The following is a 20,359-nucleotide window of genomic DNA, read 5'->3' as shown; positions in this document are numbered from 1 at the left end:
AATAGCGTGCTGTCATTTTTATTTTTATTTAATATTTAATGTTATCTGTAATAAGCAGGCTTCAGATGAACCGGCACCCCATCTGAATACTCCGCAATATTAGTTCCCTGAATAAGTGGTCTTACATACTTAATATACTCATCAGAAATATCTGTTCCATCTGCGGTTATCCATTCTGCTGGGAACTTCTTTTCCTTATTGCATATATCGTTCACATCTGCAAGTCCGTAATTAATCTCATATCCGTTAGTATCATCTCTTACAAACGTAATCATTTTTCCAGTTTCACCGTCAAGAGCTGCTACAACCGCTGCCTTTCCTGCTTTTTCGGCTTCATCAATATCTGTTGCTGAAGCAAGAAGTGATGAACATCTCTGTGGAAGATTAAGCTCAATACTTCTGCATTTGATTCCAAATTCTGCTTTAACATAATTTTCAAGATACTTTCCACAGCCTGTAAGCATCTTATGTCCAAAACCATCAACCGATGCTGCATCTGCATATTCACATATGAATCTGCCGTCTTTGTCCGCAATTCCTTCTGATACGCACACAACAACTGCAGTTTCCTGTTCAAGTGCCGCCTTAAGTGACTTCTTGAATTCTTCCATATCAAATGCATGCTCTGGCATATATATAAGATAAGGATTTCTGCTATACTCTGTTCTAGCAAGTACTGATGCCGCTGTAACCCAGCCTGCATGCCTTCCCATAAGTTCAACAATTGTCACAGACGGATGTGCATAACATGTTGCGTCAAGTATAATTTCTTTTAATGTTGAAGCAACATATTTTGCAGTTGAACCATACCCTGGAGTATGATCTGTCATTACAAGATCATTATCAATTGTCTTAGGTACACCTATAAATCTTATGTCCGATTTCTTCAATAATGCCACTCTTGATAATTTTGACACTGTATCCATTGAATCATTGCCACCAATATAGAACACATATCCAATGTTCATCTGTGCAAATGTATCAAACAATTTATCATACACATTATCCCCTAAATCTTCTGGAAGCATATACCTGCAACTTCCAAGAAAAGAAGCCGGTGTTATCTTTAATCTATCAATTGGCTCATTATCTGCCACTTCAGAAAGATTAATGAAATTGCCTGCCAGAAATCCCTCAATTCCATGCACCATGCCATACACAGTGCCAATCTTTTCCTTATTTCTAAGTCCTTCCTCAATCACTCCATATAATGATGAATTAATAACCGATGTCGGTCCGCCTGACTGACCTACCAGAATATTCTTTAACATACTCATGCCTCCTACCTTATTGCTGTTGCTTAGATTGTATCACCTGTCGATTATTGATTGCAACATGATACCTATCGGTAGTCGCATTTTTTATTTTCTTATAGGAACATTTCAGCCATTTTCTATCATTTAAGCTGTCTACACAGCAAAATGTTCCTATAAATTTTCTTTTGAAGTCATCTTATAGGTCTTTTTCTGCATTTTCACAACATTTTTTTCAAAATACACCTATTTTTCTCAAATTCTACCTATAAAGTTAACTTATTTTTAAATTTTATAGGAAACGGCGTCTAAATCGGCAGACAGAAGATAAAACTCATATAATAATAATGTTCCTTAACAAGTTGACACATCCCCCCTAAGCGTATAATATTCAGTTATTCACACATTTAAGGAGTTTAATATGAGATTCGTAATACAACGTGTTAATCATGCAAATGTTAAGATAGATGGCGAAGTTGTTGGAAATATCGGACATGGGCTTCTGATTCTTTTCGGGGCTGGTCAGGACGATACAGAAGAAATGCTTCCAAAATATGTAGACAAGATATGCAAAATGCGTATTTTTGAGGACGAGAATGGCAAAACTAATCTGTCACTGGCAGATGTCGGTGGCGAGCTGCTTATTGTAAGCCAGTTTACACTTTATGCGGACTGCCGCAAAGGCAACCGTCCAAGCTTTACTAATGCCGGCGCGCCTGATATGGCTAACGCCCTTTATGAAAAATTTGTGGCAATGTGCCGTGAACGTGTTCCTAAAGTTGAAACCGGCAGATTCGGTGCTGATATGAAGGTCAGCCTTGAAAACGACGGTCCATTCACAATACTGATAGATAGTGAGGATTTCTGATATGTTTAGAATGTGGTGTAAGCTCTTTGACGACAGAGGGCATCTTATCAAAGACACTGTAATTAAAAATGCGGATTCTGATTTAAACAGAACCCGCAAAATATTCGCTGCTATTCATGACGCATGCTATGAATTCGACCTTGCCGAGCCAATCTGGCTCGATTCCAATGTTTCAGAATTCCAGCGCCACTCGAAAGTACGCTTCACTAAAGATAACTTTGTTGAAGATATCGAATTTGCTTATATGGAAATTGAGGTTATTGAGGAAGATTAGAAATTCATTGACTTTTTGCGCGAAGAATATCAATCTTATTTGATATATTGCGTTTTAAAAAAGCATTCTTCTTTTTAACATCTAATTATTACCATACATTAAACAATAACATTTCGCTCTTCCCCGTCCATATATGCCCTGATATTAAGATATATCTCGTCCATCAGGCGGGTTCTCGCCTCGTATGTCGCCCATGCAACATGAGGGGTAACGATAAGCTTGTTGCTGTCCTTAATTGTAAGAAGAGGATTGTCCTTAACAACCGGCTCAGTAGTTATTACATCAAGTCCTGCCGCTGCAATCACGCCTTCGTTAAGCGCTTTTACAAGGTCTGCGTCATTAACAATCGGGCCACGTCCAAGATTCAGAATAACTGCGCTGCTCTTCATCTTCTTAAGTGTCTCATAATTAAACAGATTTTCTGTATATTTGTTAAGCGGTGCATGAATTGACACAATGTCCGATTTCTTCAAAAATTCATCAAGCTCATATCTTTCGTATGGCACATCATAGCTGTGACCGCTTGCTGAATAGTATATTACATTACAGCCAAAGTCTGCCGCAATCTTAGCAACGCCTCTTCCTATATTGCCAAGTCCGACAATTCCCCATGTCTTTCCTGCCAGTTCGTGAAACACATTTGCAAAATGTGAGAAGCAAGGCCACTCGGCATACTCACCGCTCTTTACGAAGTCATCATAATATCTCATCTTCTCGATAAGATAAAATGCAAGTGCAAATGTGTGCTGTATAACTGACTGTGTTGAATATCCGGCAACATTGGCAACCCTTATTCCATGCGCTTTGGCATATTCTATATCAATATTGTTGTAGCCTGTAGCTGCCTCTGCCACCATCTTAAGATTAGGCGCAGCTGCCATGCACTCTGCGTTCATGTTAGTTTTATTAATAATAACGACATCAGGATTATGCTCTTTCATTCTTGCAACAGCTTCCTCATAAGAACTTAAGCTGTATGTCACAACCTCGCCAAGCCTGTTAAACTGCTCAAGCGAAATATCATCCCCGTATGTCATAGTTTCCAACATAAGTATCTTCATAATAATCCTCCGTTTCTGCACATTTTTGCATAATTATCGTACATTTTTAATAATTTCCCTGTACTGTTTATTTAGTTTCACAAGCTCCCTGTCTACATTTTTTAGTAAAAAAAGTCGTCCTGCGCCTTTCATTTTCTTAAATGGTTTTACAGTCAGCCTGCTATGTATATCGACATTTCCGCTGTCATCATCTGCATAATTCCTGATTGCTATTAATACAGTCTGCATACAAACCTCCCAAAAGACATTGAATACTACCGCATTATACATCTTAATTAAAGCAGATATTGTCGAACCACCGTCTGATTAAATATTTGCAACAAGTTCCTTCATAACCTTGACATTGTTAGCAATTGCGAGCTTTTCAAATGCAGGGTAATCCATTGTTGCGCTGTCATCAGCCTTATCTGATATAGTTCTTAATATTACAAATGGAACTTTATTAAGGTAAGAAACCTGTGCTATCGCTGCTCCCTCCATCTCTGTACAGAAGCCATCGAAATTGCTGCTGATTCTCTCCTTAACAGCCTTGTCTGATATGAACTGGTCGCCGCTTACAACTCTGCCGACATGTACTCCGATTTCCGGAACTGCATTTTTACAAGCCTCGCCAGCAAGTTTAATAAGTCTTTCGTCTGCTGCAAATGAAAGTGTATCCATTCTTGGAATCTGTCCTAAAGGATATCCAAATCCTGTCGCATCCATGTCATGATGAAGAACATCTGATGAAATAACAACATCTGCAATATCAATCTCTGCCTTAAGTGAACCAGCGATTCCTGTATTAATAATGTAGTCTGCTTTGAAGTCATCGACAAGAATCTGTGTGCATGCCGCTGCATTAACCTTACCGATTCCGCTTCTTACAATAACAACATCTTTCCCGGCAAGCTTTCCTGCTTTAAATGTCATGCATGCCTTAGTTTCCTCGCGGGTAATCTCCATCACCTCAACAAGCTGTTCTACTTCTTCGTCCATTGCACCAATAATACCTATCATAAATCCTCCTTGTTTTGCGAAGCAAAATCCGAGCCCCTTGGCGAGGAGAGGATTTTAGCCTCCTTAATATATTCATTTCTAACTGCATACATTATAATTGAACATTTGCAATAAAACAACTTATGCTTTTTCATATCATGTAAAAGTGTTATACTGTAAAAAAAGATAAGTAAGGAGATTTTTATGAAATTTAAGACTTCAGGCGTATGTTCACGCGCGATAGATTTTGATGTTGTTGATGGAAAGGTTGTTAATGTGCATTTCACTGGCGGATGTGCCGGCAATACTCAGGGCGTTGCTGCTCTTATCGAGGGCATGGACATTGACGAAGCTATCAAAAGAATGGACGGTATCAAATGTGGCTATAAGGACACATCATGTCCTGACCAGCTTGCCAAAGCCTTAAAGGAATATAAGAAAGATAATGAATAGTGTCGCGCGATTTAAAAGAGTTTATGTCGAGATAACAAGCAGCTGCAACCTGCACTGTTCTTTCTGTCAGGAAACTCTGAGAAAACCACATTTTATGAGTGTGGACGAATTCCGCACAGTGATTGAAAGAATCGGACATTATACTAATTACATTTATCTTCATGTTAAAGGTGAGCCGCTTCTGCATCCACAGCTTGGTGAAATTCTTAAGATATGTCAGGACGCTGATATGACAGTAAATCTTACTACCAATGCCACTCTTATTAAAGAGAAGCTTCCGGTTTTACTGGAGTATCCTGTACATCAGATTAATGTGTCGCTTCACAGCGCTGACGATAACGACTGCATTGACATGGATTCTTATATTCATAATCTTTTTGAATCCTGCGAGACGCTTCTTGATAAGACTGAAACAGAGATTTCACTAAGACTCTGGAATACTAAGAAAGAGCCTTTTCTGTTTGGTGAGAAGAACTGCACAATCAAGAGACATCTTTATATTAATGTTCAGTCTCCGTTTGAATGGCCTGATGTGAACAGCACTTATTGCAATGAGCGCGGATTCTGTCAGGGACTCCGCCAGCATATGGCTATTCTGTGTGACGGAACTGTCGTTCCATGCTGTCTTGACGGTAACGGTGTGATGGCTCTTGGCAATATTCTTGATTCAACACTTGAGGAAATCCTTTCAAGCCCACGAAGCGTTGCATTTATGGAAGGATTCAAGAAAAAGACTGCGGTCGAACCGCTCTGCATGCATTGCAGCTTTAAGGAAAGATTTGCTCATAAAATGTAATGATACATTTGAACAAATCGGACATTTTATTATATTTTCAGGAGAATGACCTATGAAAAAAATAGTACTTACCGGTGGTGGTACTGCCGGACATGTAACACCTAATATTGCCCTGCTTCCAAGCCTTAAGGAAGCCGGCTACGAGGTTTTCTATATCGGTTCATATACCGGTATTGAAAAAACTCTTATTGAAGATCTTGGAATTCCTTATTATGGTATTTCATCCGGCAAATTAAGAAGATACAGAAGTCTTAAGAATCTGTCTGATCCATTCCGTGTGCTTCATGGACTTTTTCAGGCTAAGAGACTTATGAAAAAAATCAAACCTGATATCGTATTTTCTAAGGGAGGCTTCGTGTCTGTACCTGTTGTTCTTGCCGCCGGAAGCCGTCATATTCCAGTAATTATCCACGAATCTGATATGACACCCGGCCTTGCCAACAAGATTGCTATGAGAAAAGCAACTAAAATATGCTGCAATTTCCCAGAGACACTCAAGTACCTTCCTGAAGGAAAAGCTGTTCTTACAGGTTCTCCTATCAGACAGGAGCTTTTGCTTGGCAACAAAGCTGCCGGACTTGACCTTTGCAACTTCACAACTGACAAACCTATTATTCTTGTTGTCGGCGGAAGTACTGGCGCTGTCCATGTAAATGATGCTGTAAGAAGCATTTTACCTGAACTTCTTAAGGATTTTCAGGTTGTTCACCTGTGTGGAAAAGGAAAGATGGACGATTCTCTCAATGGAACTCCCGGCTATGTCCAGTTCGAGTACATAAGCGAGCAGATGCGCGACCTTTTCGCAATCAGTTCTATTGTTATCTCGCGTGCGGGTGCCAATGCCATATGCGAACTGCTTGCTCTCAAGAAGCCTAATCTTCTGATTCCGCTTTCTGCTAATGCAAGCCGTGGCGACCAGATTCTTAATGCCAATTCTTTCAAGGAGCATGGTTATTCCATGGTTCTTACGGAGGAGGATATGAATAAGGATACCTTACTTGCCGCAGTCCGCAAGCTTTATGCTGACAGACACCAGTACATCATTAATATGGAAAAAAGTGAGCAGCAGGATTCTATTGACAAAATTATGAATTTAATTAAAGATAATAGTAAATAATAATCCGGAGGTGATTTTATGGGCGCTGTTAAACATAGCCGTCAGCGTGACGCTATCAAAACATTTCTTATGTCACGCAAAGACCACCCAACTGCCGATGTTGTATACACATTTGTCAAAAATGATTTTCCAAGCATAAGTCTTGGAACAGTTTATAGAAACCTTTCCTTTCTTGTGGAGCATGGCGAAGCCGTTACTGTTCCATGTGAGGACGGTTTCGTTCATTACGATGCCAATACGAAGCCGCATCTGCATTTTCAGTGCAGAAGATGCAAATGTTTAATTGATATTACCAATCCATCAGACAATGAAATCCTTGAAAACCTCGGAGCTAATGTTTCATCACATTTTCCGGGCAAAATCGAGGCTGGTTCAGTCTGCTTCTATGGATTGTGTGAAAAATGTGCTTCGGAAAATTAACGTTTTTACAAGTCAGCAAAATAAAAATAGTAATCATTCCTATTTTTATTGACAAGCTGATTTATTTATGTTATATTCTAGTTACGAACTGATGAAACATTTTCAGAAGTTCCGATAAGTAGAGTTCAGGCTCATGCCTGTTATGTTTATAAACGAAAGGAGATTATTATTATGAAGTATGTATGTACAGTTTGTGGTTATGTTTATGAAGGAGAATCTCTTCCAGCAGATTTCGTCTGTCCAGTATGTAAGGCACCAGCAAGCAAGTTCGCTGCACAGACAGGAGAAAGAGAATGGGCTGCTGAGCACGTTGTTGGCGTAGCTAAGGGCGTAAGCGAGGATATCGTTGCTGATTTAAGAGCTAACTTTGAAGGTGAATGTTCAGAGGTTGGTATGTACCTTGCTATGGCAAGAGTTGCTCACAGAGAGGGTTATCCAGAAATCGGTCTTTACTATGAGAAGGCTGCCTGGGAAGAAGCTGAGCATGCTTCCAAGTTCGCTGAACTCCTCGGCGAAGTTGTAACAGACAGCACTAAGAAGAATCTTGAGATGAGAGTTGAAGCTGAGAACGGCGCAACAGCAGGTAAGACTGACCTTGCTAAGAGAGCTAAGGCTGCTAACCTTGACGCAATCCATGATACAGTTCATGAGATGGCTAGAGATGAGGCTAGACATGGTAAGGCATTCGAGGGACTTCTTAAGAGATACTTTGGTTAATTGTAAAACCAATAGAATCGGATAATATAAGGATTTTTAGAGGAATAAGTTTTTGGACTTATTCCTCTTTTTAATTTCTCCTTTTCCTTGAATTCGACAACCTTAAATAGTATAATTTTGTTATAATTTATTGTGTAATTAAATATTTGTAGAGAAGGAGATATGGATTATGGTTTCATGGAACAATTTAGACACACTTTCATCTTACAAGGAGTTAGCAGATGTTAAGCCAGCCTGTCTTACAGAGGTTATGTCTGGTGATAATGGTGCAGAACGCGTTAAGAATTACAGCGTACCTATGGCTGCCGGACTTTCATATAACTACGCATCTAAGCAGGTTAATGAAAATGTGCTTGCTGCACTTGAAAAGCTCGCTGATGAGGCTCAGCTTGCAGACAAGTTTAAGGCTTTATATAACGGAGAAGTTGTTAACACTGGTGAGAAGAGACTTGTTCTCCATCATATGACAAGAGGACAGTTAGGTGACGCAGTTGAAGCTGATGGCGTTGATAAGAGAACATTTTACAAGACACAGCAGGAAAGAATTGCAGAATTTGCTAACAAGGTACATAACGGTGAGATTACTAATGCAGCCGGTGAGAAGTTCACTACTGTTGTTCAGATTGGTATTGGCGGAAGCGACCTCGGTCCTCGTGCAATGTACATAGCACTTGAGAACTGGGCTAAGAAGAACAATGCATTTAAGATGGAAGCTAAGTTCATAAGCAATGTTGATCCAGATGATGCTGCCGCAGTGCTTGCTTCTACTGATGTTGCACATTCTATATTCGTACTTGTTTCTAAGTCAGGAACAACTCTTGAGACTCTTACTAATGAATCATTTGTTAAGGATGCATTAAAGAAGGCAGGACTTGATCCTTCTAAGCACATGATTGCTGTAACAAGCGAGACTTCACCACTTGCCAAGAGTGATGATTATTTAGACGCATTTTTCATGGATGATTATATCGGAGGTCGTTTCTCTTCTACTTCATCAGTTGGCGGTGCAGTATTATCACTTGCTTTCGGACCTGAAGTATTTGCAGAATTCCTTGATGGTGCTGCAGAGGAGGACAAGTTATCAGCTAATCCTGATATGCGCAAGAACCCTGAGATGTTAGATGCCCTTATCGGTGTATACGAAAGAAATGTATTAGGTTATCCTTGTACAGCCGTTCTTCCATATTCACAGGCTTTAAGCCGTTTTCCTGCTCATCTTCAGCAGCTTGATATGGAATCTAACGGTAAGTCAGTAAACAGATTTGGTGAGCCAGTTACTTATCCTACAGGACCAGTTATCTTTGGTGAACCGGGAACTAACGGTCAGCATTCATTCTACCAGCTTCTTCATCAGGGAACTGACATTGTGCCATTACAGTTCATCGGATTTAAGAACAACCAGTTAGAAACAGATGTTACAATTCAGGACAGCACAAGCCAGCAGAAGCTTTGTGCAAATGTTGCTGCTCAGATTGTCGCATTTGCATGCGGAAAGTCAGATGAGAACCTTAACAAGAACTTCAAGGGCGGAAGACCTTCAAGCATTATTATCGGAGACAAACTTACTCCTAAGACACTTGGTGCTTTACTTGCTCACTTCGAAAACAAGATTATGTTCCAGGGCTTCGTATGGAACATCAACAGCTTTGACCAGGAAGGTGTCCAGCTTGGTAAAGTACTTGCCAAGAAGGTACTTGCTCATGATACAGATGGTGCTTTAAAGGTATATAGTGATTTACTTAATATCTAACGAAAAAAGGCAGGGACTTGAAATTTTCAAGTCCCTGCCTTTTTTCTAATATATTACTGTTCATTAAAAAGTGCTGTTGAAAGATATCTGTCACCTGAATCTGGAAGAAGTGCAACAATTGTCTTTCCTGCATTCTCTGGGCGGGCTGCAAGTATCTGTGCTGCCTTAAGTGCTGCACCTGAAGAGATACCAACAAGTATACCCTCGCTCTTTGCAAAGCTTCTACCCTCTACGAATGCATCTTCATTCTCGATTGCGATAACTTCATCATATATCTTAGTATTAAGTGTATCTGGAACAAATCCTGCACCAATACCCTGAATCTTATGTGGTCCTGCCTCTCCCTTTGAAAGAACCGGGCTTGTAGCTGGCTCTACAGCAACAATCTTTACATCCGGGTTCTGTGACTTAAGGTATTCACCAACACCTGTAACAGTTCCGCCTGTACCCACACCTGCAACAAATATATCAACCTTTCCTTCTGTCTGCTCCCAGATTTCAGGACCTGTTGTAGCCTTATGAACTGCTGGGTTAGCTGGATTTACGAACTGGCCTAAGATTACTGAACCAGGATTCTGCTCCTTTAATTCCTCAGCCTTAGCGATAGCACCCTTCATACCCTTAGCGCCTTCTGTAAGAACAATCTCTGCACCATAAGCCTTAAGAAGATTTCTTCTCTCAACTGACATTGTATCAGGAAGAGTAAGAACTGCTCTGTATCCCTTAGCAACTGCAACTGCAGCAAGACCAATACCTGTATTACCTGATGTTGGTTCTATAATCATTGCTCCTGGCTTAAGCTCACCCTTCTTCTCAGCGTCCTCAATCATAGCAAGGGCAACTCTGTCCTTAACTGAACCAGCCGGGTTAAGATACTCAAGCTTTGTAAGAAGTGTAACTCCTTCAATTCCTGCATTCTTAGCGTAACGGCTTGCGTTAAGAAGAGGTGTGTTTCCAATAAGTTCCAATGCACTATTAATTACTTTACTCATGTTTTATTTTCCTCCTTATTATGAATGCATTTGCAAATATGCTTTTGCGTTCCCATTAACCTACTAACTTGATGTGTAAATGTGTTGTTGAATATAAAATACCACTATCAGCCTTCAATGTCAACACCATTTTCATGACGGGTTTTAACCATTGCATCATGTGTAATATCTTTAATAACTTCACTGGCAATTATAAGTCCTACAACAGATGGTACAAATGCAGTTGAACCCGGAATATCGCGTCTTTCTGTACATTTGTGGGCTGCTCCCGGAGGACATATGCAATTAGTACGACAGCTGATTCCCATATCCTCAATAGGACGAACGGGCTTTTCCTTAGAGTATACGACCTTAAGGTGCTTAACATTCCTCTTCTTTAATTCTCTTCTCATAACTTTGGCAAGCGGGCATACCGATGTCTTATATATATCAGCAACCTCAAATTCCGCCGGATTAAGTTTATTACCAGCACCCATACTGCTTATAATCGGGGTTCCTGCTTCCTGACACGCCATTACAAGTGCTATCTTGGCTGTTACAGTATCAACCGCATCAACTACATAGTCATATTTTGAAAAATCAAACTGATCTTTAGTCTCCGGAAGGAAAAAACATTTGTGTACAGTAACCTCACAATTCGGATTAATATCATGAATTCTCTCTTTGCACACATCTGTCTTATACTGTCCTATTGTTTTTCTTGTTGCAATAATCTGCCTGTTAAGATTGGTAAGACACACCTTATCATCATCTATCACATCAATCGCACCTACACCGCTTCTTACAAGTGCCTCCACTGTATATCCACCAACGCCGCCTACACCAAATACTGCGACACGGGAATTTTCTAATATATCCATAGCTTCTTTTCCAAACAGAAGCTCTGTTCTTGAAAACTGATTTAACATAGTTTGTCCTTTCTTTGCTTTTTGTATCTAAATTTTAATTCCTACTTACATGGTATGTCAATAATTATTAATTTTATATAAAACGCTTGCATTATCAAACCATTTGTTATATTATCATGTCAACAAGATGTAGTTTTTAATACTACATGTCATTATAAGAGGAGGGATTTATTATGACAACTTTTGCACCAGCACTTCATTTACAGAATGATAATATACACACTAAGATAAAGGCCCAGATGATTATTAAAGACCCTGGCAGTTCGATAACACATTTTATCGGCATGCTCTGTGCAATTGCAGGATTATTCCCACTTATTCTTAAAGCAGCCTCTTATGGAACAACCGTATCTATTGTTTCAATGACTGTATTTATGGTAAGTATGATTCTTCTGTATGCAGCAAGCACAACTTATCACACATTTGATATATCAAGTAATGTCAATATTGTGCTGAAAAGGCTTGATCACTGCATGATTCCTGTTCTTATCGCAGGCTCATACACTCCAGTCTGCCTAATTGTACTTCATAATATATATGGCTATGTTATGTTTGGCATCGTGTGGGGAATCGCCATTCTTGCTATCACATTCAAGCTTCTCTGGGTAACTTGTCCTAAGTGGATATCTTCAGTTCTCTACATTGTAATGGGCTGGACATGTGTTATGGCTCTTCCTCAGATATATTCAGCACTTGCCGGAGCCGCTTTCTTCTGGCTTCTCGCCGGCGGAATCTTCTACACTATTGGCGGCGTAATATATGCAATTAAAATGCCTGCATTTAACGCAAAGCACCCTAACTTCGGAACACATGAAATCTTTCATGTATTTGTTATGGCTGGAAGCCTCTGCCACTTCATACTGATGTACAACTTTGTTGCGATTATGTAATCACCACACACCCATAAAATATGTAAGCGGCGGATTCCCGCCGCCTTTATCTATATTAAGCACCTGCTTTGCCCTTTCAGGCGTTATCCCACTTATATAATGGAGACTGCCGGCTGTTTCTCCGCACACATTGCTTGTAAAATCATTAACAGGTGCCGGTTTTACGCGTATTGTCAACATTTATTCACCGAGGAAATCCATCGGGTTAACAGGAATACCGTCCTTTGTCATTGCAAAATATATTCCTGGGCCCTCTTCTTTATAGTATGCTGTTGGCTCGGCCACGGTACCAAGAAGCTGACCGGCTGTAACTGTATCTCCAATCTTAACATTCACATCTGAAAGCATACCTGTTGTCATCTCATACCCATTACCTACTGCAAGCCTTACAGTAAGTCCTGTTTCAGTGTTTTCAGCAACATCAACAACTACACCTGATGCCGCTGCACATACCTTAGTTCCGACATCTGAAGCAACTACCATACCAGGACTGCATTTGTACATGCCAAGAGTCTTAAAATACACAGTAGAATCCATATTATATCCAAGCGTAACAGTTCCGCTGACAGGCCAGTATATAAGCTCTCCCTGGTCAAATGTATACTTACTTATAGCATTTGCCATAACCTCCGCTTCAGTCATAGGCTTGACCGTCTGTTCCTCTGTCTGAGACTCCTTTGTCTGCTCCGTAACCTCATCCTCAGTTCCATCACCATCATCAGACATGCTTGCTCTTGCGTTGGCATTAATAATATCATCATCACCTACTGTAGGTTCTTCCACTGGAATATCCGGGTCATCATCTGTCTTGATAGCCACATTTCCTTCAGTTTCATTCAGATTGACCAGATTGTTGTTCTTAGATTTCTTAACATTCTGTGCTACTGAAAATATCCCAAACACAAGTGCAACAATAACTGCCAGCGTAATAACCGCTGACACAACCTTAACCTTGTCGGTTCCTCGCGTTCTTACATTCGCCATACTAACATCCTCCTATCATTTCGCAAAGCTTTGATGTTAATATGTTTTCCAGATTCGTAAAGTTTATACTGTTTTTAAATGTAAAAATCCCCGCACACAAAGTGCGGGGAAATATTCAATAATCTTCTGACAAATCCGATATTACATCTCAACAGGAGTCTTAGTAAGCTTCCAGATTTCTGTAGCATACTCTTCAATAGTTCTGTCTGATGAGAACTTACCTGCCTTGGCTGTATTAGTCATAACAGTCTTAGCCCAGCCGTTAGTATCTCTGTATCTTTCATCAATCTTTCTCTGAGCCTCTGCATATGAACGGAAGTCCTTAAGAATAAAGTAAGTATCTGCTCTTCTGCCTCCATCATTGTTAAGAAGAGAATTGTAGATATCTCTGAACATCTCTGTATCCTCTGGAGAATATTTTCCATTGATAAGTTCCATAAGAACATCTCTTATTTCCTGATCATTGTTAAAGATTTCCATAGGATCATATCCGCCCTCATTCTCGAAACGTATAACTTCATCAGAGCTGAGACCAAATATCTGTGCATTTTCAGCACCAACTTCATTAACAATCTCAACATTTGCTCCATCCATAGTACCAAGAGTAATTGCACCATTAAGCATGAACTTCATGTTACCTGTACCTGAAGCCTCCTTAGAAGCTGTAGATATCTGCTCACTTACATCTGCTGCCGCAAATATAATCTCACCATTAGATACTCTGTAGTTCTCAATGAATACAACCTTAATCTTGCCCTTGATAGAAGCATCGTTATTAATAACGTTAGCTACATTATTGATAAGCTTGATTGTCTGCTTAGCAATCTTGTATCCTGCTGCTGCCTTGGCACCAAAGATAAATGTCCTTGGAACCATATCATAATCAGGATTTCTCTTAATCTGATTGTACAGATACATAACATGTAAGATATTAAGTAACTGTCTCTTATATTCATGAAGTCTCTTAACCTGTACATCAAAGATAGAATTAGGATCAACATCAATTCCGTTATTTTCCTTGATATACTTGGCAAGACGAACCTTGTTCTTATACTTAATCTGCATGAAATCCTGCTGAGCCTTAGGATCATCAACATAGAGCATAAGCTTTTCAAGCTGGCTTAAATCTGTAACCCATCCATCACCAATCTTATCTGTAATCCAGTCAGAAAGAAGTGGGTTAGCATGCTTTAAGAATCTTCTCTGAGTAATACCGTTAGTCTTATTATTAAACTTCTCTGGCATCATTTCATAGAAATCTCTTAACTCCTGCTTCTTTAAGATTTCTGTGTGGAGCTTTGCAACACCATTAACAGAATATCCGGCAACAATTGCAAGATTAGCCATCTTAACCTGTCCGTCATAGATAATAGCCATCTTACGAACCTTCTCCTGATTTCCAGGATATTTAGCCTTAATCTCTTCTACGAAACGACGGTTAATCTCTTCTACAATCTGGTAAATTCTTGGAAGAAGTCTTGAGAACAACTCAATAGGCCACTTCTCAAGTGCCTCAGCCATAATTGTATGGTTAGTATAAGCAACAGTCTTAGTTGTGATATCCCATGCCTCATCCCATTCAAGTCCGTTCTCATCCATAAGGATACGCATAAGCTCTGCAACTGCAACAGTTGGATGTGTATCATTAAGCTGGAAAGTAACCTTCTTATAAATGTTCTTAACATCCCCATTATTCATTGACTTATATCTGTCAACAGCTCTCTGTACACTTGCTGATACGAAGAAATACTGCTGCTTAAGTCTTAATTCCTTACCGGCATAATGGTTATCATTAGGATAAAGTACCTCAACGATATTCTTTGCAAGGTTCTCCTCCTCAATAGCCTTCTGGTAATCACCCTTATCGAAAGAGTTAAGGTTAAATGTATTAACAGGCTCTGCGTCCCAGATTCTAAGAGAGTTAACAGTGTTATTGCCATATCCAAGAACAGGAATATCATATGGAACAGCGATTACAGAACGGTAATCTTCCTGAACAAACATATCTCTTCCAGTCTTTTCATCTCTGTAAGAACGAACATATCCACCGAATTTAACTTCATATCTGTATTCAGATCTCTTAATTTCAAATGGGTTGCCATCCTTTAACCAGTTATCAGGAACTTCTACCTGATATCCGTCCTTAATCTCCTGCTTGAACATACCATATTTATAACGGATACCACATCCATATGCAGGATATTCAAGAGTTGCTAAAGAATCCATGAAACATGCAGCAAGACGGCCAAGACCACCATTACCTAAAGCTGCGTCCGGCTCCTGATCCTCAATAACATTAATATCAAGACCAAGCTCGTCAAGTGCTTCCTTAATCTCATCATAAGCACAGAGATTAATCATGTTGTTACCAAGTGCACGTCCCATAAGGAACTCCATAGACATATAATAAACCATCTTAGGATCGTCCTTCTCATACTGCTTATGGGTGGCAATCCATTTATCAATAATAATATCCTTAACAGCATAAGAAACTGCCTGGAAAACTTCCTGATCATTAGCCTCTTCAATATTCTTTCTATAAAGAGACTTACAATTACTGATTACATTCTTCTTGAATTCTTCCTTACTGAAATTCTGTGTTAAACTTGTCGCCATGTATTTAAAACTCCCTTCTGAATATGGACGGCTCCCCAATACGCCGATAATACCTTGTAAAAATTATAATCCGCCCCACAATAGATGTTTTAATTATACATAATAATATTTACAAATGCAAACTTTATTATTCAATTGTTCTCAAGCCATATTTTCAATATTTTCCTATAATTCTTCCAAAATCCATCAGAATCTCAACAGAAAAATATCTCATAGAATTAATACCTAATTTAAATAACATATATGGCATAACAAACACCATAAATGTAATTACAAGACAGCCTTTATAATCTAAAGCCCTTGTAATTCCATATATTCCAATTGACATTATTAATAATAAAACCAGTCTGAATGCCTGACCAATTACCATATACCCGGCTATGCTGATATTAAAAGGAAGGTCATAAAAAATCTGAAGGCTCTGAATTGGTGCTGACAATTGTTCTAATCTGTACAACTGACATATATTAAAAATATCAATAAATGCAGAAAGTCCCCATATAAGAAATGATATAATAAGTATTTTTAATAATTTAACAGCCTTTACACTGCTTCTCTCTTTTGAAGTGTTAAGAAAAGCTATCATATGGCATCTTTTTTCATATACATATTCACCTGATATTATGAGAATAAGAAATATTACGCATACAAGATTCTGACTTTCCGTGTTCTGATATTTCCTTGAGCCAAATATATCCTCATAAGCAGCGGGATTTACAATTCTAGCTTCTATCCCTTTTTCCTCATTAACTTTTCTTACATACTTCAGACAATTCTCCATATTTTCAAGAGTCTGACTTGCTTCACGGAATTTATATTTATAATTAGCATCTGTCTCTGATTTTTTTCCTAACTCTTCGACAGCATTACGACATTCCTCAATATATGCTTCACACTCTTTATCTCCGGTATTTCCACTAAACATAGAATAAAAATTATTCATTGAAAAATCCGTATTACTGTAATCAACACCTCTGTACATTCTGCATGATATCAATAAATAAACAGCAGCAGCAAGCAATATTATTCCCTTTTGTAATATAAAAGTCTTATATAATTCAGATACAAATAAAGGAACTTTTCCCAATAACATCTGTATAAACTGAGAGCACTTTTCTATTATTTTTGTTATGGCACTCTTCCTGCCCTGTGCATATTTATGAGAATATGTAATATATACTCCTATCAATCCTGTTATTGCCAGTAATATTGTCAGAATCCAAGCCGTACTCTGAATATCAGTAATAAAATTATCCGTTCCCCAGTTTTCATATATGTAATATGACTGCCCCGGAAACAATACATTTGAAAAATTTATGTATTTTAAAAATGAAAATGCACTCTTAGATGATATATTAATATTAATTATATATTCAAAAACTAAAAACAACCCAGTTCCTGCTATTGATAATTTGTAATTACCGGTAATAAGGAAAACAAAATATACCAGCCATGACAACACACTCATAGCTATCGCAAATGTTATACAATATATAATAAAAAATGCAGCTACATTTGTCTTTAACGGGAACATATTAAACATATAAGAATTCTGTATCGGACTTCCCATGTTGCAGCCATAAATATTCTTATATATTGCCAGAATGACACCATTAAAAACAAATGAAAGCACTATTGATATAAGCAATATAATAAAACATCTTTTTACTGGTAATACTTTTCTGGAATTTTTACTGCCTCTAATCTGAAGAAACATATTATTTTCAAACTCTTCCATAAAAGTTATAAGCACAAATATCATCATCATCAGAAAAATAACCGGAAGTTGCTTGTCTGATACCAGTTTTTCTATAGCAGTAGTATTAGTGATAGAGAAATTGATTTCCCCTCTGCTTTCCAAATCTGCCATATACTTTTGCGCATTAAGTACATAGTAGCTTTGCTCCTCTGCAAATAATGTACTGCTAATAATTTTCTTGTAATTATTCTCTGCCCTTGACATATCAGAAGCATTGACATATTTATATTTTTCCTGTAAAAGTTTTATTGCTTCTTCAATATATTCCCTGTCAGCTTCGTAGTCATCTCCTTTATCATGTGCATACCTGCTGTATGTTAATGATCCAATCATTTCTGTTTGATTAGCATATTCATACATCAACTGATTATAATAAGCATATACTTTTTTATCATTCGTGTTATTAATCTTAAAAATGCTCAACCAGATTATTATTCCAAGAAAAATAGCAATAAATACAACACTTTTCCGTAAAACTCTCAATAATTCCATTTTGCTCCTATTCCGGAGTAATCTGTATCCACTCCTTGTTTCCTGTTCCAATGTCAGCTTTGTCCAACACTGCACTTAAACATACTTTAATTATTTTAGGTTTATTTCCAAGTTCTTTTACCATCTTCTCATATTTGTCCATTAAGCCAGATGATGCTTTGAACTGTTGAATATCTGTGTCTGTTGTTGTCACTAACAAATATCTTCTGTCTCCTCCCAATATATCTACATCAGCAATCATCTTAGTACGATCCTTATTAAATTCTAAAGTATCTTTTATCTCGCCATTTGTATCCACTATATAAACAATATTTTTATCATCAGTTGTAATATTCTTTTTCCCTTTAGAAAGGTCTGGTTTATCAAATACATAAAAATACTGTCCATCATATCCTGCAAGTTTTGTATAATTTCTGTTTGATTTATTATCCAGTTTAAATACTTCACTTATTTCCTGTGTTTTAAGATTCATTCTATAAAGACACCATGCACTTGAATCTACTCCTGCAAAATACATGTTGTCATCTTTGTCATAAAATAATTCTGATGTAACCCAATATTTAGATTCTGCTTTCTCAGATAATTCGTCATCACTAGTTATATCAATAAAGCAATCAATATTTCCCGTATCTGTATCAAGACATTCCACAATATATTCTTCTGCCTCTAATGATATGCTCATTCTGCGATTAATGTAAATTTTATTATCTATTGCATTAAGTGATGCCAAGTCAGTAACTATGAAATCAGTTCCACCACTAAACGGTGCATTATATTTCTTTACTATTTCTGGTTCAGATGAATTATCAAGATTCGCCTTACACATAAGCATCCCTGAGTCACTATATAGAAGATAATACATATATCCATTGACAACATCCGCATATTTAATTTCACCCCATGCTGATGATATGGACATTCCATCTATTGATAATGTCTTTTCCGTTTTCTTATCTCTTAATGTTTTATCATAAGACACAAGGATATCCTTCTCCTTTGTCTTTTCTATCATGTATATTCTTCCATCATAATACCATACTGCGCTTCCTAAGCATTCATAATCTGACAAATATGCCTCGCACTCTGCATCATCATGCGCACAATCTACTTTTGAACATAACGCTACGCTATTGTTATTAATCATATCATAGTAATACATAAATTTATAATTCTCACCGCTAACTGGAGAATTTGAAAGATAATAATATCCTTTTTCCGCAGCCGCAGCATTTTTCTTCATATAAAATTGAGCCTCATCTTTATATTCATAATCAGAATATTTATAAACATTGTCATCTTTCTTAACCGTATTATTATTACTACATGCTGTTAATACAGCCATTCCTGCAATCAATATTGCTAATACTGCCTTCTTCAATAGAATCTCCCCCTTTATCTTAATAAATAATGCTGCTTAAGAAAACTCATTTAGGATTCTCAAGCAGCACATGTTTATAGTTCGCAATTTTATAACTTATCTTGCATCGATACAAAATATCCCTCTAAATCGCTTATATCTTTTCTGACCTTGGTTCCTTCTGTTTCTGCCTCAAAGGACATCAATGTTTTATACTTATATGTAAGTATTCCCTTCGTTCCTTCCGCATAGACATCATACATATCCTTAGATACTGGAAAAGTAACTATTTTTCCAGTATCAAGATTCATGGTAAAATAATAAGCAATTCCTTTCTCTGCAAGTCCTTCCTGGATAGCTCCAGTTCCAGCATACATCCGCTTATTAACATATTCCTCCTGAAATTTAGATGCAAGAGTTGCTGTCGTTGTGATTCTTTTAGACAACACCTGCATGATAAAATCTTTTGCCATAAATATAAATATAGCAATCACAACTACTGCAAATACAGTTAGTATTAACACGCCTAACCAGTGTGGTGCGACCTCCAAATTATCAGTTGTTCCCACTGCGCCAATCTGAGTGAATGTTGTCATAAAAAAGCACCCCTTTCATCAAATATATCAATATATCTGTGCTATTAAAAGCCTATCCTTTTCTATACAATAATATCA

Annotated in this window: 21 protein-coding genes; 9 read left to right on the top strand and 12 right to left on the bottom strand. The window is 37.9% G+C overall.

Annotated elements, in window-relative coordinates; translation table 11 throughout:
• Positions 1 to 41: 41 nt before the first annotated feature.
• Entirely contained in the window at positions 42 to 1,271 is a 1,230-nt protein-coding gene (locus EUBELI_RS00305) for a 6-phosphofructokinase (RefSeq protein ID WP_041687856.1), read from the bottom strand.
• A 403-nt stretch (positions 1,272 to 1,674) separates the two neighbouring features.
• Here EUBELI_RS00305 and dtd point away from each other — a divergent pair, with 403 nt between their 5' ends.
• Both dtd and EUBELI_RS00295 read left to right on the top strand, forming a co-directional pair.
• Entirely contained in the window at positions 1,675 to 2,121 is a 447-nt protein-coding gene (gene dtd, locus EUBELI_RS00300; RefSeq protein WP_012738334.1) for a D-aminoacyl-tRNA deacylase, read from the top strand.
• 1 nt (position 2,122) lies between these two features.
• Positions 2,123 to 2,395, top strand: a complete 273-nt coding sequence (locus tag EUBELI_RS00295) for a hypothetical protein (RefSeq protein WP_012738333.1) — start codon at positions 2,123 to 2,125, stop codon at positions 2,393 to 2,395.
• 98 nt (positions 2,396 to 2,493) lie between these two features.
• Here EUBELI_RS00295 and EUBELI_RS00290 read toward each other — a convergent pair whose 3' ends face one another.
• The 3 genes from EUBELI_RS00290 to EUBELI_RS00280 all read right to left on the bottom strand — a co-directional run bounded on the left by EUBELI_RS00290 (position 2,494) and on the right by EUBELI_RS00280 (position 4,455).
• A complete protein-coding gene (locus tag EUBELI_RS00290) occupies positions 2,494 to 3,456 on the bottom strand; it encodes a D-2-hydroxyacid dehydrogenase (RefSeq protein ID WP_012738332.1) in 963 nt (320 codons plus the stop codon).
• Positions 3,457 to 3,489: 33 nt separating this feature from the next.
• Positions 3,490 to 3,684 (bottom strand): hypothetical protein, encoded by a 195-nt coding sequence (locus EUBELI_RS00285; RefSeq protein ID WP_022099195.1) that lies wholly within the window; start codon positions 3,682 to 3,684, stop codon positions 3,490 to 3,492.
• A gap of 78 nt (positions 3,685 to 3,762) precedes the next feature.
• Positions 3,763 to 4,455 (bottom strand): 5'-methylthioadenosine/adenosylhomocysteine nucleosidase, encoded by a 693-nt coding sequence (locus EUBELI_RS00280; protein WP_012738330.1) that lies wholly within the window; start codon positions 4,453 to 4,455, stop codon positions 3,763 to 3,765.
• Positions 4,456 to 4,638: 183 nt separating this feature from the next.
• Here EUBELI_RS00280 and EUBELI_RS00275 point away from each other — a divergent pair, with 183 nt between their 5' ends.
• The 6 genes from EUBELI_RS00275 to EUBELI_RS00250 all read left to right on the top strand — a co-directional run bounded on the left by EUBELI_RS00275 (position 4,639) and on the right by EUBELI_RS00250 (position 9,687).
• Positions 4,639 to 4,887 (top strand): TIGR03905 family TSCPD domain-containing protein, encoded by a 249-nt coding sequence (locus tag EUBELI_RS00275; protein ID WP_012738329.1) that lies wholly within the window; start codon positions 4,639 to 4,641, stop codon positions 4,885 to 4,887.
• Positions 4,880 to 5,683, top strand: a complete 804-nt coding sequence (locus EUBELI_RS00270) for a radical SAM/SPASM domain-containing protein (RefSeq protein ID WP_041687855.1) — start codon at positions 4,880 to 4,882, stop codon at positions 5,681 to 5,683. Before EUBELI_RS00275 ends, EUBELI_RS00270 begins: the two co-directional genes overlap by 8 nt.
• A 52-nt stretch (positions 5,684 to 5,735) precedes the next feature.
• A complete protein-coding gene (locus EUBELI_RS00265) occupies positions 5,736 to 6,800 on the top strand; it encodes an undecaprenyldiphospho-muramoylpentapeptide beta-N-acetylglucosaminyltransferase (RefSeq protein ID WP_012738327.1) in 1,065 nt (354 codons plus the stop codon).
• 18 nt (positions 6,801 to 6,818) lie between these two features.
• Complete coding sequence (locus EUBELI_RS00260; protein ID WP_012738326.1) at positions 6,819 to 7,220, top strand: Fur family transcriptional regulator; 402 nt, start codon at positions 6,819 to 6,821, stop codon at positions 7,218 to 7,220.
• A gap of 168 nt (positions 7,221 to 7,388) precedes the next feature.
• Positions 7,389 to 7,937: a ferritin family protein gene (locus EUBELI_RS00255; RefSeq protein WP_041687854.1), complete on the top strand. Its 549-nt coding sequence runs from the start codon at positions 7,389 to 7,391 to the stop codon at positions 7,935 to 7,937.
• A gap of 169 nt (positions 7,938 to 8,106) precedes the next feature.
• Positions 8,107 to 9,687 carry a glucose-6-phosphate isomerase gene (locus tag EUBELI_RS00250; protein ID WP_012738324.1) on the top strand — a complete coding sequence of 527 codons (1,581 nt, stop codon included), beginning with the start codon at positions 8,107 to 8,109 and terminating at the stop codon, positions 9,685 to 9,687.
• A 53-nt stretch (positions 9,688 to 9,740) separates the two neighbouring features.
• Here the strand turns inward: EUBELI_RS00250 and cysK are convergent, their stop codons facing one another.
• Together cysK and EUBELI_RS00240 are read right to left on the bottom strand one after the other, a co-directional pair.
• Positions 9,741 to 10,679, bottom strand: coding sequence for a cysteine synthase A (gene cysK / locus EUBELI_RS00245; RefSeq protein WP_012738323.1), 939 nt, complete (start codon positions 10,677 to 10,679; stop codon positions 9,741 to 9,743).
• Between the two features lie 107 nt (positions 10,680 to 10,786).
• The gene (locus tag EUBELI_RS00240; RefSeq protein ID WP_012738322.1) at positions 10,787 to 11,587 is read right to left on the bottom strand and encodes a tRNA threonylcarbamoyladenosine dehydratase; all 801 of its coding nucleotides are present in this window, start codon (positions 11,585 to 11,587) and stop codon (positions 10,787 to 10,789) included.
• 239 nt (positions 11,588 to 11,826) lie between these two features.
• Between EUBELI_RS00240 and trhA the strand changes: the two genes are divergently transcribed.
• Positions 11,827 to 12,477 carry a PAQR family membrane homeostasis protein TrhA gene (gene trhA, locus EUBELI_RS00235; RefSeq protein WP_041688348.1) on the top strand — a complete coding sequence of 217 codons (651 nt, stop codon included), beginning with the start codon at positions 11,827 to 11,829 and terminating at the stop codon, positions 12,475 to 12,477.
• Here the strand turns inward: trhA and EUBELI_RS00230 are convergent, their stop codons facing one another.
• The 6 genes from EUBELI_RS00230 to EUBELI_RS00205 form a co-directional block, all read right to left on the bottom strand.
• On the bottom strand, positions 12,478 to 12,657 hold the full coding sequence (locus tag EUBELI_RS00230; protein ID WP_012738320.1) for a hypothetical protein: 180 nt from the start codon (positions 12,655 to 12,657) through the stop codon (positions 12,478 to 12,480).
• Positions 12,658 to 13,461, bottom strand: a complete 804-nt coding sequence (locus EUBELI_RS13455; RefSeq protein WP_012738319.1) for a M23 family metallopeptidase — start codon at positions 13,459 to 13,461, stop codon at positions 12,658 to 12,660.
• Between the two features lie 141 nt (positions 13,462 to 13,602).
• A complete protein-coding gene (locus EUBELI_RS00220) occupies positions 13,603 to 16,077 on the bottom strand; it encodes a glycogen/starch/alpha-glucan phosphorylase (protein WP_012738318.1) in 2,475 nt (824 codons plus the stop codon).
• A gap of 154 nt (positions 16,078 to 16,231) precedes the next feature.
• A complete protein-coding gene (locus tag EUBELI_RS00215; protein WP_012738317.1) occupies positions 16,232 to 18,328 on the bottom strand; it encodes an ABC transporter permease in 2,097 nt (698 codons plus the stop codon).
• 7 nt (positions 18,329 to 18,335) lie between these two features.
• Positions 18,336 to 19,706: a hypothetical protein gene (locus tag EUBELI_RS00210; RefSeq protein ID WP_012738316.1), complete on the bottom strand. Its 1,371-nt coding sequence runs from the start codon at positions 19,704 to 19,706 to the stop codon at positions 18,336 to 18,338.
• Between the two features lie 89 nt (positions 19,707 to 19,795).
• Complete coding sequence (locus tag EUBELI_RS00205) at positions 19,796 to 20,281, bottom strand: DUF2500 domain-containing protein (RefSeq protein ID WP_012738315.1); 486 nt, start codon at positions 20,279 to 20,281, stop codon at positions 19,796 to 19,798.
• Positions 20,282 to 20,359 lie beyond the last annotated feature (78 nt).

Origin of the sequence: [Eubacterium] eligens ATCC 27750 (assembly GCF_000146185.1) — a bacterium.
Classification (GTDB): Bacteria; Bacillota; Clostridia; order Lachnospirales; family Lachnospiraceae; genus Lachnospira; species Lachnospira eligens.
This window is presented reverse-complemented; position numbering and strand designations above follow the sequence as displayed.

What these genes read in the sequence shown, in the direction of transcription:
- EUBELI_RS00305 (WP_041687856.1), bottom strand. Translation starts at nt 1,271, where the DNA reads ATGTTAAAGAATATTCTGGTAGGTCAGTCAGGCGGACCGACATCGGTT.
- dtd (WP_012738334.1), top strand. Translation starts at nt 1,675, where the DNA reads ATGAGATTCGTAATACAACGTGTTAATCATGCAAATGTTAAGATAGAT.
- EUBELI_RS00295 (WP_012738333.1), top strand. Translation starts at nt 2,123, where the DNA reads ATGTTTAGAATGTGGTGTAAGCTCTTTGACGACAGAGGGCATCTTATC.
- EUBELI_RS00290 (WP_012738332.1), bottom strand. Translation starts at nt 3,456, where the DNA reads ATGAAGATACTTATGTTGGAAACTATGACATACGGGGATGATATTTCG.
- EUBELI_RS00285 (WP_022099195.1), bottom strand. Translation starts at nt 3,684, where the DNA reads ATGCAGACTGTATTAATAGCAATCAGGAATTATGCAGATGATGACAGC.
- EUBELI_RS00280 (WP_012738330.1), bottom strand. Translation starts at nt 4,455, where the DNA reads ATGATAGGTATTATTGGTGCAATGGACGAAGAAGTAGAACAGCTTGTT.
- EUBELI_RS00275 (WP_012738329.1), top strand. Translation starts at nt 4,639, where the DNA reads ATGAAATTTAAGACTTCAGGCGTATGTTCACGCGCGATAGATTTTGAT.
- EUBELI_RS00270 (WP_041687855.1), top strand. Translation starts at nt 4,880, where the DNA reads ATGAATAGTGTCGCGCGATTTAAAAGAGTTTATGTCGAGATAACAAGC.
- EUBELI_RS00265 (WP_012738327.1), top strand. Translation starts at nt 5,736, where the DNA reads ATGAAAAAAATAGTACTTACCGGTGGTGGTACTGCCGGACATGTAACA.
- EUBELI_RS00260 (WP_012738326.1), top strand. Translation starts at nt 6,819, where the DNA reads ATGGGCGCTGTTAAACATAGCCGTCAGCGTGACGCTATCAAAACATTT.
- EUBELI_RS00250 (WP_012738324.1), top strand. Translation starts at nt 8,107, where the DNA reads ATGGTTTCATGGAACAATTTAGACACACTTTCATCTTACAAGGAGTTA.
- cysK (WP_012738323.1), bottom strand. Translation starts at nt 10,679, where the DNA reads ATGAGTAAAGTAATTAATAGTGCATTGGAACTTATTGGAAACACACCT.
- EUBELI_RS00240 (WP_012738322.1), bottom strand. Translation starts at nt 11,587, where the DNA reads ATGTTAAATCAGTTTTCAAGAACAGAGCTTCTGTTTGGAAAAGAAGCT.
- trhA (WP_041688348.1), top strand. Translation starts at nt 11,827, where the DNA reads ATGATTATTAAAGACCCTGGCAGTTCGATAACACATTTTATCGGCATG.
- EUBELI_RS00230 (WP_012738320.1), bottom strand. Translation starts at nt 12,657, where the DNA reads ATGTTGACAATACGCGTAAAACCGGCACCTGTTAATGATTTTACAAGC.
- EUBELI_RS13455 (WP_012738319.1), bottom strand. Translation starts at nt 13,461, where the DNA reads ATGGCGAATGTAAGAACGCGAGGAACCGACAAGGTTAAGGTTGTGTCA.
- EUBELI_RS00220 (WP_012738318.1), bottom strand. Translation starts at nt 16,077, where the DNA reads ATGGCGACAAGTTTAACACAGAATTTCAGTAAGGAAGAATTCAAGAAG.
- EUBELI_RS00215 (WP_012738317.1), bottom strand. Translation starts at nt 18,328, where the DNA reads ATGGAATTATTGAGAGTTTTACGGAAAAGTGTTGTATTTATTGCTATT.
- EUBELI_RS00205 (WP_012738315.1), bottom strand. Translation starts at nt 20,281, where the DNA reads ATGACAACATTCACTCAGATTGGCGCAGTGGGAACAACTGATAATTTG.